The organism is Maribacter sp. BPC-D8 (genome assembly GCF_035207705.1).
Classification (GTDB): Bacteria; Bacteroidota; Bacteroidia; order Flavobacteriales; family Flavobacteriaceae; genus Maribacter.
On sequence record NZ_CP128187.1, the window covers coordinates 3,968,182 to 3,984,154 of the forward strand.

Sequence of the window (15,973 nt, forward strand, 5' to 3'; positions counted from 1 at the left end):
TTAGCGGGTCTTTTTAATTTATAAAAAAAAGGATATTGTTAGTGTTTAACCGCCTTTTTTACATCTTCAGCTTTTTGAGCTGCTTTGTCAGCTGCATCATTAGCAGCATCTTTTACATTATTACCTGCTTCTTTTGCAGCATCCATACCATCTTGACCTGCTTTCTTAGCGGCATCCATAGTATCTTCACCAGCTTTCTTAGCAGCATCCATACCTTCTTGACCAGCTTCTTTTACTGAATCAGCAGCATCACCAGCAGCATCCATTGCGCCTTCGCCAGCCTCTTTAGCAGCATCCATACCTTCTTCACCAGCTTCTTTAGCAGCATCCATTGCACCTTCGCCAGCTTCTTTTAAATCGCCACCAGCATTTTCTAATGCAGCTCCTGCTTCATCTGTTGCAGCTTTTGCTTTATCAGCTGCATCTCTACAAGAAACAGATAAACTAAGTGCTAAAATTGCTAATGATCCTAAAATTACTTTTTTCATTTTTGTAAACTTAAATGGTTAATTGTTCGTGGTAATATACGTAGAAATTTAACTTTTGGATGTTTTAGACCCAAATAAATCCATTAATACATGGTTTATAGGTATTTCAGTACCCTCAATACACTCCTTTTTGATCAAAATTTTATAATTTTGCAGCCTTTTAAACCTAGTACCATAAGCATTTTGTATGAAGTTCACAGAATATCAAGGATTGAATTTACCAAAGGTCGCAGAAGAAATACTTGACTACTGGTCAAAGAATGCCATTTTTGAAAAAAGTATATCTTCTCGAGAGGGTAAAGATAGTTATGTATTCTATGAAGGTCCGCCATCAGCAAACGGTATGCCGGGTATTCATCATGTAATGGCTAGAACCATTAAAGATATCTTCCCAAGGTATAAAACTATGAAAGGTTTTCAAGTAAAGCGTAAAGCTGGTTGGGACACCCATGGTCTTCCTATTGAATTAGGTGTTGAGAAAGAACTGGGTATTACGAAAGAAGATATCGGAGTTAAAATTTCTGTAGAAGAATATAATGCGGCTTGTAAAAAAGCGGTAATGAGATATACGGATGTTTGGAATTCGATGACCGAACAAGTTGGGTATTGGGTAGATATGGAAGATCCGTACATTACCTATAAGTCCAAGTACATGGAAACTGTTTGGTGGTTGCTAAAACAGATATATTCAAAAGATTTAATATATAAGGGGTATACGATACAGCCATATTCACCAAAGGCAGGAACAGGTTTAAGTTCTCATGAACTAAATCAGCCAGGTACCTACCAAGATGTGACCGATACTACGGTAACTGCTCAGTTTAAAGCTGTCGAAGAAACATTGCCAGATTTCTTACAGAATGAAGGCACAGTTTACTTTTTAGCTTGGACGACTACCCCTTGGACATTGCCTTCGAATACAGCATTGACTGTAGGTTCTAAAATTGATTATGTATTAGTTGAATCTTACAATCAATACACTTTTGAGCCAATGAATGTGGTTCTTGCCAAAAATTTGGTAGGGAAACAATTTTCAGGGAAGTTTAAAGAAGTATCAGAGAAATCAGAGTTGTTAGAGTACAAGTCTGGTGATAAGAAAATTCCTTTCTATGTTGTAAAAGAGTTTAAGGGAAAAGATTTATTGGGTGTTCGTTATGAACAGTTAATGGATTATGTGCTTCCTTATGAAAATGCAGAAAACGCATTTAGAATAATTGCTGGTGATTTTGTAACTACTGAAGATGGTACAGGTATCGTACATACAGCACCTACTTTTGGTGCAGATGATGCTCTTGTAGCAAAGCAGGCAGTACCTGAAATACCACCAATGTTAGTGTTAGATGAAAATGCAAACTTGGTTCCTTTGGTTGACTTGCAAGGTAGGTTTAGACCAGAGTTAAAAGAGTTGGGTGGTAAGTATGTTAAGAACGAATATTATGAAGATGGTGAAGCGCCAGAACGTTCTATAGATGTTGAAATTGCCATTAAATTAAAAGAAGAAAATAAAGCCTTTAAGGTTGAAAAGTATGTGCACAGTTACCCAAACTGCTGGCGTACAGATAAGCCTATATTATATTATCCGTTAGATTCTTGGTTCATTAAGGTGACCGATGTAAAAGATAGAATGTTTGAATTGAACCAAACCATTAACTGGAAACCAAAAGCAACTGGTGAAGGTAGATTTGGTAATTGGTTGGCTAATGCAAATGACTGGAATCTTTCAAGATCTCGCTATTGGGGTATTCCATTACCGATATGGAGAACAGAAGATGGTAAAGAAGAAATTATCATTGGTTCTGTAGCAGAGCTAAAGTCAGAAATGACCAAAGCAGTTGAAGCGGGAGTATTAGAAAAAGATATCTATGCAGACTTCGTTGTTGATGATATGTCTGACGCGAACTACGATAAAATTGATTTACATAAGAACATAGTTGATCAAATTACATTGGTATCTGCATCAGGTAAACCAATGAAGCGTGAAAGTGATTTAATCGATGTTTGGTTCGATAGTGGTTCAATGCCTTATGCACAATGGCATTACCCATTTGAAAATAAAGATTTGATAGATGAAGGGAAAACATTTCCTGCAGATTTCATAGCAGAAGGTGTGGATCAAACTCGTGGTTGGTTCTATACATTGCATGCAATTGCAACGATGGTATTCGATTCAGTTGCGTATAAAAATGTGGTTTCTAACGGACTCGTTTTAGATAAAGAAGGTAAGAAAATGTCTAAGCGATTAGGCAATGCCGTAGATCCTTTTGAGACGATGAACGAGCATGGTGCAGATGCTACAAGATGGTATATGATCAGTAATGCCAACCCTTGGGATAACCTGAAATTCGATACAGAAGGTATCGCTGAGGTAAAGCGTAAGTTCTTTGGCACATTATATAATACCTATTCATTTTTTAGTTTATATGCTAATTTAGATAAGTTCACTTATGCCGAAGCTGATGTGCCGATGGCTGAACGTACAGAAATAGACCGTTGGATTTTATCAGAATTAAATTCATTGATTATAACTGTAGATACGGCATACGATGAGTATGAACCTACACGTGCTGCAAGAGCAATATCAGATTTTGTTCAAGAGAACCTAAGTAACTGGTATGTGCGTTTGTGTAGAAGACGTTTCTGGAAAGGAGAATATGCAACAGATAAAATTGCGGCATACCAAACCTTATATACATGTTTAGATATCGTTGCAAAATTATCAGCACCAATAGCGCCATTTTTTATGGATCAATTGTATTTAGATTTGAATAAAGCTACGGTAAAAGATGGTTTTGAAAGTGTGCATTTGGCAGATTTCCCTGTTGCAGATGAGTCACTTATTGATAAAAGCTTAGAAGTTAAAATGCAGAAAGCGCAAATAATTTCTTCTTTAGTATTATCAATCCGTCAGAAAGAGAAAATAAAAGTGCGTCAGCCATTGCAGAAAATAATGATTCCTGTGCTTGATAATAAAGACAGGGAAGAAATTGAAGCAGTGTCAGAATTAATAAAATCTGAAGTTAACGTTAAGGAAATTCAACTGTTAGATGATGCATCAGGAATACTGGTGAAGCGTATTAAGCCTAACTTCAAGACTTTAGGTCCGAAATTTGGTAAAGAAATGAAGCAAATTGCTCAAGTTGTCAATGGTTTTGATCAAAATGACATCCAAAAAATTGAGCAGGATGGCGAATTAACAATCCAATTAGAAAATAAAAGTATTACTTTACAGTTACAGGATGTAGAAATCTCTTCTCAAGATATTGAAGGTTGGATGGTAGCGACCTCTGGTAAATTAACTGTTGCCTTAGATGTGACAATTAATGAAGAGTTGAGAAATGAAGGAATTGCAAGAGAGTTGGTCAACAGAATTCAGAATATTAGAAAAGATTCTGGTTTTGAGGTTACAGATAAAATTGCAATCGAAGTATTAAAAGACGGTTTTGTAGAAGTTGCTGTAAAAAATAATGTAGAGTATATTAAAACAGAGACTTTAACGGCTGAATTAAAATTTGTAGAAAAATTGGACAAAGGCGTAGAAATTGCTTTTGACGAGGTGAACACTAAATTGTTTATTGAAAAACATTAAAAGATGGCAGAAGATTTAAAAGTAAGGTATTCTGACAAAGATTTGGCAGAATTCAAAGTACTGATCGAAGAGAAGATAGAAAAGGCAAAAAGCCATTTAGAGCTCTTGAAAAGTGCTTATATGAACGATGGTAATAATGGTACCGATGATACGTCGCCTACCTTTAAGGCATTTGAAGAAGGTTCAGAGACGATGAGCAAAGAAGCAAATACGCAATTAGCTATTCGACAAGAAAAGTTTATTCGTGATCTTAAGAATGCGATGTTACGCATAGAAAATAAGACCTTTGGTGTATGTCGTGTTACAGGTAAACTAATCAATAAAGAGCGGTTAAAACTTGTGCCACATGCTACATTAAGTATTGAAGCCAAAAATATGCAGTCATAATTAAAACGCCTTTAGGGGCGTTTTTTAATAGCTATTATTTTGAAAGTTTCCCTATTATATTTCGTGATTTTATTTTCTATTGGGCTTAGCGCCCAAAAGAAAATGTATGAAAATATTTTAGCAGATCATATTGATTTTATTCAGGTTGATGCTACCAACTGCTTTATTGTAGAAGTGCAAACAGGTAAGAGCAATGAAATTAGTATTGTAGCAGAAATGGAGGGTGAATATAGTCAAGACCTAGATTTAGAAGTCTCCACTAATGGTTCTACCCTTTTTGTTGAAACAGGCTTTACTCCGAATTTCGAAAATCCTAATGATAAACTAAGTGCTCATAAAGTAATTTCAATTTCATTGAAATTAAGAATTCCTTCGTATAAAAATCTAGAAATCTATGGTACCAATACTAGGGTAGAATTAGATGGGGGTTATAATAAATTGCATGTTTCATTATCAGACGGCACATGTGTATTGAATAATATAGAGGCCGAAGCTGAAATAAAATCTCAAAGTGGTAATATTAAAGTCTTTTCTTCAGCGGCTGCGATAAGCGCTACAAGTAAGTATGGTGAGGTTTCTGCGAATCTCATACCAAAAGGAAATTCTACTTTTACATTAGAAACTGTTACAGGAAATATAGATCTCACTAAAACCGAATAATATTTATATTTTTGCGCTCATTGATGAAAGCCCATGAACATTAAAAAATCTGTACTGTTTATTCTATTGATATTAATTATTGATCAATGGAGTAAGATTTATATAAAGACCCATTTCGTTTTGGGTGAGTCTGTTGAGGTATTTACTTGGTTTAAAATACTATTCATAGAAAATGAAGGTGCTGCTTGGGGTGCAAAATTAAGCGACGTTTTACCTATTTCAGATAATATCGGAAAATTAGTTTTAACGGTATTCAGACTATTTGCCATTTTCGGTATAGGGTATTGGCTTTTTGATGTCATTAAGAAAAAAGCTTCGAATACCTTAATTTGGGCGGTTTCATTAATTTTTGCCGGAGCATTGGGTAATATTTTGGACTCCGTTTTTTATGGGGCTATTTTTAATGAAAGTTATAATGAGGTAGCAACCTTATTTTCTGATGAACCTTATGGTAAGTTGTTTTATGGTAAGGTAGTAGATATGTTATACTTTCCAATGGTAGATTCTACTTGGCCAACGTGGATGCCAATGATAGGCGGACAGAATTTTAGATTTTTTGAACCCGTTTTTAATATAGCTGATACTGCCATAAGCACTGGTGTGGGTATATTATTAGTATTTAATAAAAGAGCATTTAATAAAGAGGAAGAGGCACCTGAGCAAGAAGTAGAAAGCCTACAAGATTAAGACGTTTTAAAAGAATAGGTTTTATTAGGTGTTACACAATAGTCGATAGGTATATCTGTAGTGTCAATATCATCTATTGAGTTTTCTGCTTCAAAAAAAGATAGTCCAATTTTTATAACATCTTCTTTGCAATCACTTAGAAATCGGTCATAATATCCTTTTCCATATCCTATTCTATTTCCTGTCTTGTCAAAAGCTAAGAGGGGAATAAAAACAACATCTAATTTTTTGGGTTCAATAGTAATACCGTCAACGGGTTCGGGTATGTTTAAGCTATTGTTGGTAAATTTTGTGTTGTCGGTAAGTAGAAAATGTTCTAATTCGGTAGAAGATTTAATTTTCGGAACAATCACATTTTTATCTTTACCTAGAAGTATTGAGATAATACCTTCTGTATTTATCTCAGCTTTTTGTTCTATCGGTAAAAAAATATGAAAATACGAATTACTCCATATTGGCAATTGCAAAACTGAATTCGCAATTGCTATACTTTGAGAAGATAATTGAGAGGGTGTTAGGGAACTACGTAATTTTGAATATTTTATGCGTAAATCTTTCTTCAACATAGTGAAGTGATTTTAACATATTGATATTTCAATTTATTCTTTACCTGCAACAGCAAAAAATACCTTGAAAAATAACATTAAAATAAGGTAAGTTCCTAAAGTGATGATATAACTATCCATAATATTTGTATTGTAAATGAACCAATAATTGTTGTTGTTGTGTTAAAAATAGGTAAAATAATTAATACAAGCTCTTTAAACGGCACTTTTTTATCGTTGAAATGCACTTTTTTATAAAAAAATTAACAGTTTCATTCATATAACGTTACATGGAAACAATTAATTGCTTGAAAATCAAAGATTTAAATATATGTATATTTTTTCAAATTATTAATACCATAATATGAATACGGTAATATTATTTAGATGAAAAAATATAGGTCTATTAAATATCATATTCATAATCACTTAAAAAGATTTGTAATTAGAATTTACTTAAGTGGTGTAATACGAAATGAGTTTTATAGACTAAATTAGTGGTATCAAATTATGACAGAAATTCCCATAAACATACAGTTAAGTGCGTTACCTACCGGTCCGGGAGTATATCAGTTTTACGATAGTAATGACGGTATATTATATGTAGGTAAGGCAAAGAATTTAAAGAAACGAGTTTCATCTTATTTCAACAAGAATCATGAATATGGTAAAACCCGGGTTTTAGTCAAAAAGATTCGGTCTATTAAGCATATTGTTGTTCCGACGGAGTCAGACGCCCTTTTACTGGAGAATAATTTAATTAAAGAATTAAGACCTCGGTATAATGTGTTATTAAAGGATGATAAGTCATACCCTTGGCTTTGTCTTAAGAATGAACGATTTCCAAGATTTTTTCCGACCAGAAGAGTCATAAAAGATGGCTCTGAATATTTTGGTCCGTATACTAGTATGAAAACGGTGCGGGTGCTTTTAGATTTGATTAAAAGTGTTTATCCGTTAAGAACATGTAATTATGATTTATCTGCAGAGAAAATTAATGCGGGTAAATATAAGGTGTGTTTAGAGTATCACTTAGGCAATTGTAAAGGACCATGTGAAGGGTATCAATCTATAACAGAGTATGATCGCCAAATAGATGATATACGCGAAATTGTTAAAGGTAATTTTAAATCATCGATCACTTATTTTAAAAGTCAGATGAAAGCACTGGCAGAAGAAATGAAGTTTGAAGAAGCGCAAGAGATAAAAGATAAGATAGATGTTTTAGAGAATTACCAAGTAAAAACGACAATTGTAAACCCTAAGATCAGTAATGTAGATGTTTTCAGTATAATTTCAGACAATGCTTTCGCTTATGTAAATTTTCTACAATTGGCGCATGGGTCAATAATAAGGTCTCATACGATGGAGATCAAGAAGAAGCTTGAAGAGAAAGATGAAGATTTGCTAGAATTGGCTATTGTTGAAATTAGAGATCGATTTAAATCTGATTCAAAAGAACTTTACGTACCTTTTAATATAGCTGTATCGCCAGGGTTAAAAGTAACTGTTCCAAAATTGGGAGATAAAAAGCGAATTCTAGATTTGTCTGAGCGTAATGCAAAATTCTTTAGGCAAGAACGATTTAATCAAATTAAAATAATTGATCCAGATCGCCATACCAATAGAATTATGGCGCAGATGAAAAAAGATATAAGGTTATCTGCAGAACCAAGGCATATAGAGTGTTTTGATAACAGTAATATACAAGGTAGCAATCCTGTAGCGGCTTGTGTTGTGTTTAGAGACGGAAAGCCATCAAAAAAAGAATACAGACATTATAATATAAAGACAGTAACTGGTCCTGATGATTTTGCATCTATGGAAGAAGTCGTGTACCGTAGGTATAAAAGATTACAAGAAGAAATGCAACCATTGCCTCAATTGATTGTCATTGATGGAGGTAAGGGTCAATTATCATCTGCGTTAAAAAGTTTAGATCTTTTAGGATTGCGTGGTAAAATTGCTATTATTGGTATAGCAAAAAGATTAGAGGAGATTTACTTTCCTGAAGACCCCATACCTTTGTATTTAGATAAGAAATCTGAAAGTCTTAAAATCATTCAATATTTACGAAATGAAGCCCATAGATTTGGTATTACATTTCATAGAAATAAAAGAAGTAAAGGAGCTATAAATTCTGAATTGGAAGGTATAGATGGTGTTGGTGAAAAAACGGCGCAACAGTTATTGAAGAAATTTAAATCGGTAAAACGCATTAAAGAAGCCACTGTAGAAAGTCTAACTGAAGAAGTAGGGGCGTCAAAAGCAAAAAAGATATATGAATCTTTTCGTAAAAAATAATTTAGGTAGAATACCAATACTGTTATCGGTGCTTTTATTGGGTGCCGGTTCTTTGGTTGCTCAAAATAAAGAGGAAAAGAAAAAGCCAAAAATAGGCTTGGTGTTAAGCGGTGGCGGAGCAAAAGGCATGGCGCACATAGGTGCGTTGAGAGTTATTGAAGAGGCTGGTGTTAAAATTGACTATATAGGTGGTTCTAGTATGGGGGCTATTGTGGGTGCGTTATATGCAGCCGGTTATACAGCCGACGAATTAGACTCTATATTTAGAGCAACTAATATTGGGTCGTTAATTCAAGATAATCTACCAAGAAGTGCTAAAACCTTTTATGAAAAAGAAGATTCTGAAAGGTATTCATTAACATTGCCAATCAAGAATTTCAAGGTTACCGTGCCCCCTGCATTTTCTGGTGGTCAAAATATATATAATGAGTTTGTTAGGCTTTTATATCATGTAAAAGATATAGATGACTTTAATATGCTGCCTACTCCGTTTGTATGTATAGCAACAGATATTGAAACAGGTAGACAGGTAATTTTAAATTCAGGATATCTGCCAGAAGCTATTTTGGCAAGTGGAACATTGCCATCTCTTTTTGAGCCTACGATCATTAATGATAAAGTGTTGATAGATGGTGGTGTGGTTAATAATTATCCTATAGATGAAGTTAGGGCAATGGGCGCCGATATTATAATTGGAGTAGATGTACAGCATGATTTATCTGATAGAGAAGCCTTGTTGTCTGCAACTGAAATTCTATTACAAATAAACAATTACCGTACAGTTGCAGATATGAAAATCAAGTCTGAAAAGACCAATATTTATATAAAGCCAAATATAGAAGAGTACTCGTTAATAGACTTCAATAGAATGGGTGAAATTGTTAAAACGGGTGAAGATGCGGCTAATTTAAAAATTGATGAACTAAGGGAGCTTGCATCAGGTTATAAGAAAGTTGGTCATACTATTTCTGTAATTGAAGCAGATGAAAAGCTGACAATTAATAGGTTGTTGATCGATGGTAATACAGTTCATACTAGAGGTTATGTAAAAGGTAAGTTACGGTTTAATTTAGACGAGCCTATTAACTTTAAAAAGTTGCAACAAGGCATGAGTAATTTATCTGCTACAGGTAACTTTAGAACAATCAAGTATAAATTGCTTGATAATATGAATGGTGGTGAAGATTTAATTCTTCCGTTAGATGAAACTAGAAATACTTCATTTTTGAGATTAGGGGCTCATTATGATGATTTGTATAAAAGTGGAGCGCTTATAAATATTACAAAAAAGAGGATACTGTCAAAAGACGATGTCGCCTCTTTTGATTTTATTTTAGGTGATAATATTAGATATAACTTTGAGTATTATATAGATAAAGGTACCTATTGGAGTTTTGGAATCAATTCTAGATTCAATGATTTTGATCAAGAAATTAATTTTGATTTAATAGAGGATAATTTTGAAGTAGGCACTGGTACGACACTTAATAGAATTAATTTAAACGTATCTGACTTTACAAATCAGCTGTACATACAAACGGTAGTTAAAGAAGAGTTTGCGTTTACGCTTGGTGCAGAGTTTAAGCATTTGCAATATAGTACAAGAACATTTGCAGACACGCCAAATAGCACAGCTCCTGGTACTACGGCTAGTAATGGTAGAACATATTTTGAGCGTAGTAATTTTATTAGTGCTTATGGTGCGCTTAAACTGGATACCTACGATGACAAGTATTTTCCTTCAAGAGGTCTTTATTTTAATGGTGATATGCACTATTATGTATTATCATCAGATTTCAATAATAATTTTAAAGATTTTTCTGTCTCTAAAGCTCGTTTAGGTATGGCAATGCCTTTAGTAAATAAGCTATCTATAAATGTAGAAACAGAAGGTGGTTTTAAATTGGGGACTTCTAATGTTACCTCTTTTGATTTTTTTCTTGGTGGTTATGGCACAGACTTTATAAATAATTTTGTTCCATTTGTTGGGTATGACTTTATAAGTCTGCCGGGTAATAGTTTCGTAAAAGCATATGCGAGGTTAGATTATGAATTTGCTAAAAAGAACCATGCGTTGTTTACGGCAAATTTCGCAAATGTTGATGATGATCTTTTTAGAACAGGAGATTGGTTTAAGGCACCTACATATTCAGGTTACGGTATTGGTTATGGTCTAGAGTCTTTTTTGGGTCCGATTAACTTAATGTATTCTTGGACGCCCGAAATAGATAAATCACAATTTTTTGTAAGCGTAGGCTACTGGTTTTAATATCGGTTAGATTAAAAGTGCGGATAGAAAAAGGTCTAATATGCCTTACTTTTCTTAATAGTTTCCTAAATATTTATTAGAAGTGTGAATAACTGTTAAGGTTATCATTAAAGTAAGTTAAACCGTACTGTAGGTAGAATAATGTGCCTTAAATTTACATCAGCTAAGGGGTGGTTCCCTTACAACTTTAAGTAGTGGTTTTTCATAATTTAAAGTTTGGTTGGTTATTTAGGAAAAGCCCAGTTTTTAAGCTGGGCTTTTTTTATACAACAATACTTTGGAATAAATTTTGTTTAAGATATTGTAATGAAAGTGATAGAGAAGTATCTATGACTATTTTTACATTAAAATACGGACTATGAAAAAACTATTTTTATTCGCCCTTATCTTAACATATTTTGGTGTCCAAGGTCAGAGTTCTCAGTCGGCTTTTAAGACAGGAGAGTGGTTGAAGTTTAGAATGCATTATGGTTTTTTAAACGCAAGTTATGCGACCCTACAAGTTAATTCTGCGACTATAGATGATAAATCTGTGTATCATGTAGTTGGTCATGGCGAAACAACGGGTGTTGCTAGTTGGTTTTTTAAGGTAGACGATACTTATGAAAGTTATTTTGATAAACAAGATGGCAAACCATATAGGTTCGTTCGTAAAATTAATGAAGGTGGCTATAAGAAAGATGTAGAAATAAACTTTGATCATAATACATCTAAAGCAGAACTTAATGACAAGAAAAACAAGAAAAAGCTTAATTTTACATTAGAGAACAATATACAGGACTTAATATCCGCTTTTTATTTTTTAAGGAACAACTATAAGACAGAAGACCTTGAAGTAGGAAAAGCGATTACCCTGAAAATGCTTTATGACGATGATGGTATTTTCGACTTTAAACTTAAGTATTTAGGTGTTGAAGTTGTAAATACAAAATATGGTAAAGTTGAATGCTTAAAATTTAGACCCTTGGTACAATCGGGGCGTGTATTTAAAGAGCAAGAAAGTTTATCATTATGGGTGTCGAATGACGACAATCGAATTCCTATAAGAATTAAAGCAGATTTAGCAGTAGGTGCTATAAAAGCAGATATAGATGGGTATAATGGTCTTAAGCATCAGTTTAAAATAATAATGGATTAGACCCCAAATGGAAGATAAAGAGAAAATCAAATCCCAAATCTCTAAGCTAGAAGAAAAATATAAAGATTCAGGGCAAGATCTAGGCTCTTATTTAGATGGGTTATTGCATCAACGTTATCTTACCTATTGGGACTATATTCATCTAGATACTTTATTAAGTCTACAAGTTCCAAGAACACATTTTCCCGATGAAGAGATTTTCATCATGTATCATCAAATTACCGAACTCTATTTTAAATTGATTTTGCACGAGCAAAAACAATTGGTAGATGATAAAAGTAACAGCTTAGATTTTTTTATAGAAAAGGTTAGAAGAGTTAATAGCTATTACAAAGTGCTTATATCGTCATTTAGTGTAATGATAAAGGGTATGGAGCGCGAACAGTTTTTGCAATATCGTATGGCATTGCTACCTGCTAGTGGTTTTCAGTCAGCCCAGTTTAGAATGATAGAACTGTATGCAACACCATTAGAAAATTTAGTTCATGTTTCTGAAAGAGTTCAATTTTCTTCAGAATCTACCATAGAAGAATTGTACGAACATATCTATTGGAAAAAAGGTGCTACAGATAAAGATACAGGCGAGAAAACCTTAACCTTAAAACAGTTTGAGTATCGTTATACACCTAGGCTTATAAGAATAGCAAAACAGGTAGAGAACGCAACAATATATCATAAATACTTAAGTTTACCCAAAGAGCAGAGAGAAGATAAAACTTTGGTAGATTCTTTGAAGACGCTAGATGTAAATGCTAACATTAATTGGCAGTTAATGCATATGGGTTCTGCGCATAGGTATTTAAGAAAAGAGACTGGTGATATTGAAGCTACAGGAGGTACAAATTGGAAAGAATATTTGCCGCCTAGTTTTCAGAAAATTGTTTTTTTTCCAGAATTATACACTGAACAAGAATTAAATAATTGGGGTAAGCAGTGGGTAAACCATATGTTGAATCCAGATAAATCAAGAGTAGAATAATGCAGAAGTATTGGGGAATATTATTGGCATTGACTGTTATTGCATCATGCAAAGACGCCAATAATGAGAAGAAAGACGTGGCTCAAAATGTTAAGGTTGTTGAAGTGCCAGAAGTCAATGAGAGGTTTGGTTTTAATTTAGACGAATTCAATGTTAAGTTAGATACTATCAAATATGGCGATAGTTTTGGCGAATTAATGCAAAAGAATAATGTCGAATATCCAAAGGTTTTGGCTATTTCAGAAAACTTCAAAGATAGTTTTGACGTTCGTAAAATTCGTGTAGGTAAGCCGTACACTATTTTGCAATCTAAAGATACCACTGCACAAGCACAGGTATTTATTTATGAGAATGATCCAATTAACTATACCGTTGTAGATTTGCGCGATAGTGTAAATGTATATAAGGATAAGAACAAGGTAAAATTTGTTCAACGAGAAGTTTCAGGTGTAATAGTATCTAGTTTGTCAGAAGCTATATTAGAACAGGGTGTAGATTATAATGTTACGCATAACCTGGCTAATGTGTATGCATGGACAATTGATTTCTCTAGATTACAAAAGAACGATAAGTTCAAGATCATCTACAATGAGAAGTTTATAAACGATACGGTATATGCAGGTGCAGAACCTATCGAAGCAGCGTATTTTGAGCATAATGGTAAACCTATCTATGCTTTCGCTTATGAAAATGATTCTCTAAGAAGTCTGGTCGATTACTATGATGAGAATGCAAATAATTTAAGGAGAACGTTTTTAAGAATGCCAGTAGAGTATGGTAGATTATCTTCTAGGTACAATCTGAATAGAAGAATAAAATACTATGGTTATAAGTTACGACCACATAAAGGAACAGATTATGCGGCACCTATAGGTACACCAATTATGGCTACAGCAGATGGTACCGTTGTAGAATCTACAAGAAGGGGTGGTAACGGTAAATATGTTAAGATCAGACATAATGGTACGTACTCCACTCAGTATCTGCATATGAAAGCCCAAAAGGTAAAGAAAGGGGAGTTTGTTCGTCAAGGAGATGTAATTGGGTGGATTGGTATGACAGGTAATACAGGTGGACCACATGTGTGCTATCGCTTTTGGAGAAATGGAAAACAAGTAGATCCATTACAAGAAGAGCTACCGCAAGCAGAACCTTTACATGACACCTTAAAAGAAGAATACTTCGCGTATATCGCAACATATAAAGAACAGTTAGATTGCATAATCTATCCTAAAGTTTTAATAGAAGAAGAAGACGAGGATTTACTAACACTTAATCAAGAAAATGGCACTAAATAAAATAAACCCACAGCAAACTGATATTTGGAAGAAATTAACGGCTCATTACGAAGAAACAAAAGGTACGCACCTAAGAAGTTTGTTTTCTTCGGATGCAAAAAGAGCTGAAAAATTCACGTTACAGTGGAATGATTTCCTTTTTGATTATTCAAAGAATAGAATATCAGAAGAGACAATGCAGATGTTGCTTAAATTGGCTGACGAGGTAAATTTAAAAGGAGCTATAAAAGATTATTTTGGAGGAGATTTAATCAACGAAACAGAAGGCAGAGCTGTTTTACATACAGCGCTTCGTGCTAAAAAGGGCGATGTTGTTTTGGTTGATGGTGAAAATGTAATGCCAGAGATATATGAGGTAAAAGAGCATATTAAAGAATTTACCAACTCTGTAATTAATGGCGAGCTAAAAGGATATACAGGTAAAGCATTTACCAATGTAGTAAATATAGGTATTGGCGGTTCAGACCTAGGTCCGGCAATGGTGACCGAAGCTTTAAAATTTTATAAGAATCAATTATCAATACATTTCGTTAGTAATGTAGATGGTGATCATGTTCATGAAATCTTAAAAACGTTAGATCCAGAGACAACCTTGTTCGTTGTAGTTTCTAAAACTTTTACAACACAAGAAACATTAAGTAATGCGACTACGATTAAGAAGTGGTTTTTAAAGCATGGTACCCAAGAAGATATTGCAAAGCACTTTGCCGCAGTATCGACTAATAGTGAGAAAATTGCTGAATTCGGTATTGACGCTGCGAATGTATTCCCAATGTGGGACTGGGTTGGTGGTAGATTCTCTTTATGGAGTGCAGTAGGGTTGACAATTGCCTTGGCAGTTGGTTACGATAACTTTGATGCAATGTTACAAGGTGCCAATGAAACCGATGTACATTTTAAGGAAACTGAATTCTCAGAGAACATTCCCGTTATAATGGCATTGGTAAGTGTTTGGTATAATAATTTTTATGGTGCAGAAACAGAAGCTATAATTCCATATGCACAATATTTAAGTAGATTTTCTGCCTACTTACAACAGGGCATAATGGAAAGTAATGGTAAAAGTGTAGATAGAGCAGGCAATAAAGTTGGCTACGAAACAGGAACTATTATTTGGGGAGAACCGGGTACAAATTCTCAGCACGCCTTTTTTCAGTTAATACACCAGGGTACTAAATTAATACCTACAGACTTTATTGGTTTCAAGCATTCTTTACATGGCGATAAGGACCATCATAATAAATTGATGGCAAATTATTTCGCACAGACCGAGGCTTTAATGAATGGTAAAACTAGAGAAGAAGTAGTTGCTGAATTAAAGACTAAAGATTTATCAGAATCTGAAATTAATAAACTAGCTCCATTTAAGGTGTTTGCAGGTAACAAGCCTACCAATACTATTTTAATGGATAAGCTAACGCCTAAAAGTTTAGGTTCTTTAATTGCCTTGTATGAGCATAAGATTTTTGTTCAAGGGGTGATTTGGAACATATTTAGTTATGATCAATGGGGTGTAGAATTAGGAAAACAACTGGCTGGGACTATTCTTGATGATATTAACAATTCAGATATTTCTGATCACGACAGCTCTACATTGAGACTTTTGCAATATTTTAAGAAATAATTATAAAT

12 protein-coding genes are annotated in these 15,973 nt (G+C 33.9%); 10 read left to right on the top strand and 2 right to left on the bottom strand.

Annotation, left to right across the window (positions count from 1 at the left end):
• Positions 1-38 precede the first annotated feature (38 nt).
• Complete coding sequence (locus tag QSV08_RS17445) at positions 39-488, bottom strand: hypothetical protein (RefSeq protein WP_324024987.1); 450 nt, start codon at positions 486-488, stop codon at positions 39-41.
• Positions 489-675: 187 nt separating this feature from the next.
• Here QSV08_RS17445 and ileS point away from each other — a divergent pair, with 187 nt between their 5' ends.
• The 4 genes from ileS to QSV08_RS17465 all read left to right on the top strand — a co-directional run bounded on the left by ileS (position 676) and on the right by QSV08_RS17465 (position 5,808).
• A complete protein-coding gene (gene ileS / locus QSV08_RS17450) occupies positions 676-4,074 on the top strand; it encodes an isoleucine--tRNA ligase (RefSeq protein WP_324024988.1) in 3,399 nt (1,132 codons plus the stop codon).
• Positions 4,075-4,077: 3 nt separating this feature from the next.
• On the top strand, positions 4,078-4,461 hold the full coding sequence (locus tag QSV08_RS17455; protein WP_303598756.1) for a TraR/DksA family transcriptional regulator: 384 nt from the start codon (positions 4,078-4,080) through the stop codon (positions 4,459-4,461).
• Positions 4,462-4,563: 102 nt separating this feature from the next.
• Positions 4,564-5,121, top strand: a complete 558-nt coding sequence (locus tag QSV08_RS17460) for a DUF4097 family beta strand repeat-containing protein (protein WP_324024989.1) — start codon at positions 4,564-4,566, stop codon at positions 5,119-5,121.
• A gap of 33 nt (positions 5,122-5,154) precedes the next feature.
• Positions 5,155-5,808, top strand: coding sequence for a lipoprotein signal peptidase (locus QSV08_RS17465; RefSeq protein ID WP_324024990.1), 654 nt, complete (start codon positions 5,155-5,157; stop codon positions 5,806-5,808).
• Here the strand turns inward: QSV08_RS17465 and QSV08_RS17470 are convergent.
• Complete coding sequence (locus tag QSV08_RS17470; protein WP_324024991.1) at positions 5,805-6,374, bottom strand: 5-formyltetrahydrofolate cyclo-ligase; 570 nt, start codon at positions 6,372-6,374, stop codon at positions 5,805-5,807. The genes QSV08_RS17465 and QSV08_RS17470 overlap by 4 nt on opposite strands.
• A 489-nt stretch (positions 6,375-6,863) precedes the next feature.
• Here QSV08_RS17470 and uvrC point away from each other — a divergent pair, with 489 nt between their 5' ends.
• From uvrC to pgi, 6 genes are all read left to right on the top strand, one after another.
• Positions 6,864-8,657, top strand: a complete 1,794-nt coding sequence (gene uvrC / locus QSV08_RS17475; protein WP_324024992.1) for an excinuclease ABC subunit UvrC — start codon at positions 6,864-6,866, stop codon at positions 8,655-8,657.
• On the top strand, positions 8,635-10,926 hold the full coding sequence (locus QSV08_RS17480) for a patatin-like phospholipase family protein (RefSeq protein ID WP_324024993.1): 2,292 nt from the start codon (positions 8,635-8,637) through the stop codon (positions 10,924-10,926). Before uvrC ends, QSV08_RS17480 begins: the two co-directional genes overlap by 23 nt.
• Before the next feature lie 358 nt (positions 10,927-11,284).
• Positions 11,285-12,064 carry a DUF3108 domain-containing protein gene (locus tag QSV08_RS17485; protein ID WP_324024994.1) on the top strand — a complete coding sequence of 260 codons (780 nt, stop codon included), beginning with the start codon at positions 11,285-11,287 and terminating at the stop codon, positions 12,062-12,064.
• A gap of 7 nt (positions 12,065-12,071) precedes the next feature.
• A complete protein-coding gene (locus tag QSV08_RS17490; protein WP_324024995.1) occupies positions 12,072-13,043 on the top strand; it encodes a tryptophan 2,3-dioxygenase family protein in 972 nt (323 codons plus the stop codon).
• The gene (locus QSV08_RS17495; RefSeq protein ID WP_324024996.1) at positions 13,043-14,341 is read left to right on the top strand and encodes a M23 family metallopeptidase; all 1,299 of its coding nucleotides are present in this window, start codon (positions 13,043-13,045) and stop codon (positions 14,339-14,341) included. Before QSV08_RS17490 ends, QSV08_RS17495 begins: the two co-directional genes overlap by 1 nt.
• Positions 14,328-15,965, top strand: coding sequence for a glucose-6-phosphate isomerase (pgi, locus tag QSV08_RS17500; protein ID WP_324024997.1), 1,638 nt, complete (start codon positions 14,328-14,330; stop codon positions 15,963-15,965). The genes QSV08_RS17495 and pgi overlap by 14 nt, the downstream gene beginning before the upstream one ends.
• Positions 15,966-15,973: the final 8 nt, after the last annotated feature.

Excerpts from the sequence above, each read along its gene's own strand:
- QSV08_RS17480 (WP_324024993.1), top strand. The coding sequence starts at position 8,635 with ATGAATCTTTTCGTAAAAAATAATTTAGGTAGAATACCAATACTGTTA.
- QSV08_RS17490 (WP_324024995.1), top strand. The coding sequence starts at position 12,072 with ATGGAAGATAAAGAGAAAATCAAATCCCAAATCTCTAAGCTAGAAGAA.
- QSV08_RS17460 (WP_324024989.1), top strand. The coding sequence starts at position 4,564 with ATGTATGAAAATATTTTAGCAGATCATATTGATTTTATTCAGGTTGAT.
- QSV08_RS17485 (WP_324024994.1), top strand. The coding sequence starts at position 11,285 with ATGAAAAAACTATTTTTATTCGCCCTTATCTTAACATATTTTGGTGTC.
- QSV08_RS17445 (WP_324024987.1), bottom strand. The coding sequence starts at position 488 with ATGAAAAAAGTAATTTTAGGATCATTAGCAATTTTAGCACTTAGTTTA.
- QSV08_RS17470 (WP_324024991.1), bottom strand. The coding sequence starts at position 6,374 with ATGTTGAAGAAAGATTTACGCATAAAATATTCAAAATTACGTAGTTCC.
- QSV08_RS17495 (WP_324024996.1), top strand. The coding sequence starts at position 13,043 with ATGCAGAAGTATTGGGGAATATTATTGGCATTGACTGTTATTGCATCA.
- ileS (WP_324024988.1), top strand. The coding sequence starts at position 676 with ATGAAGTTCACAGAATATCAAGGATTGAATTTACCAAAGGTCGCAGAA.
- QSV08_RS17465 (WP_324024990.1), top strand. The coding sequence starts at position 5,155 with ATGAACATTAAAAAATCTGTACTGTTTATTCTATTGATATTAATTATT.
- pgi (WP_324024997.1), top strand. The coding sequence starts at position 14,328 with ATGGCACTAAATAAAATAAACCCACAGCAAACTGATATTTGGAAGAAA.
- uvrC (WP_324024992.1), top strand. The coding sequence starts at position 6,864 with ATGACAGAAATTCCCATAAACATACAGTTAAGTGCGTTACCTACCGGT.
- QSV08_RS17455 (WP_303598756.1), top strand. The coding sequence starts at position 4,078 with ATGGCAGAAGATTTAAAAGTAAGGTATTCTGACAAAGATTTGGCAGAA.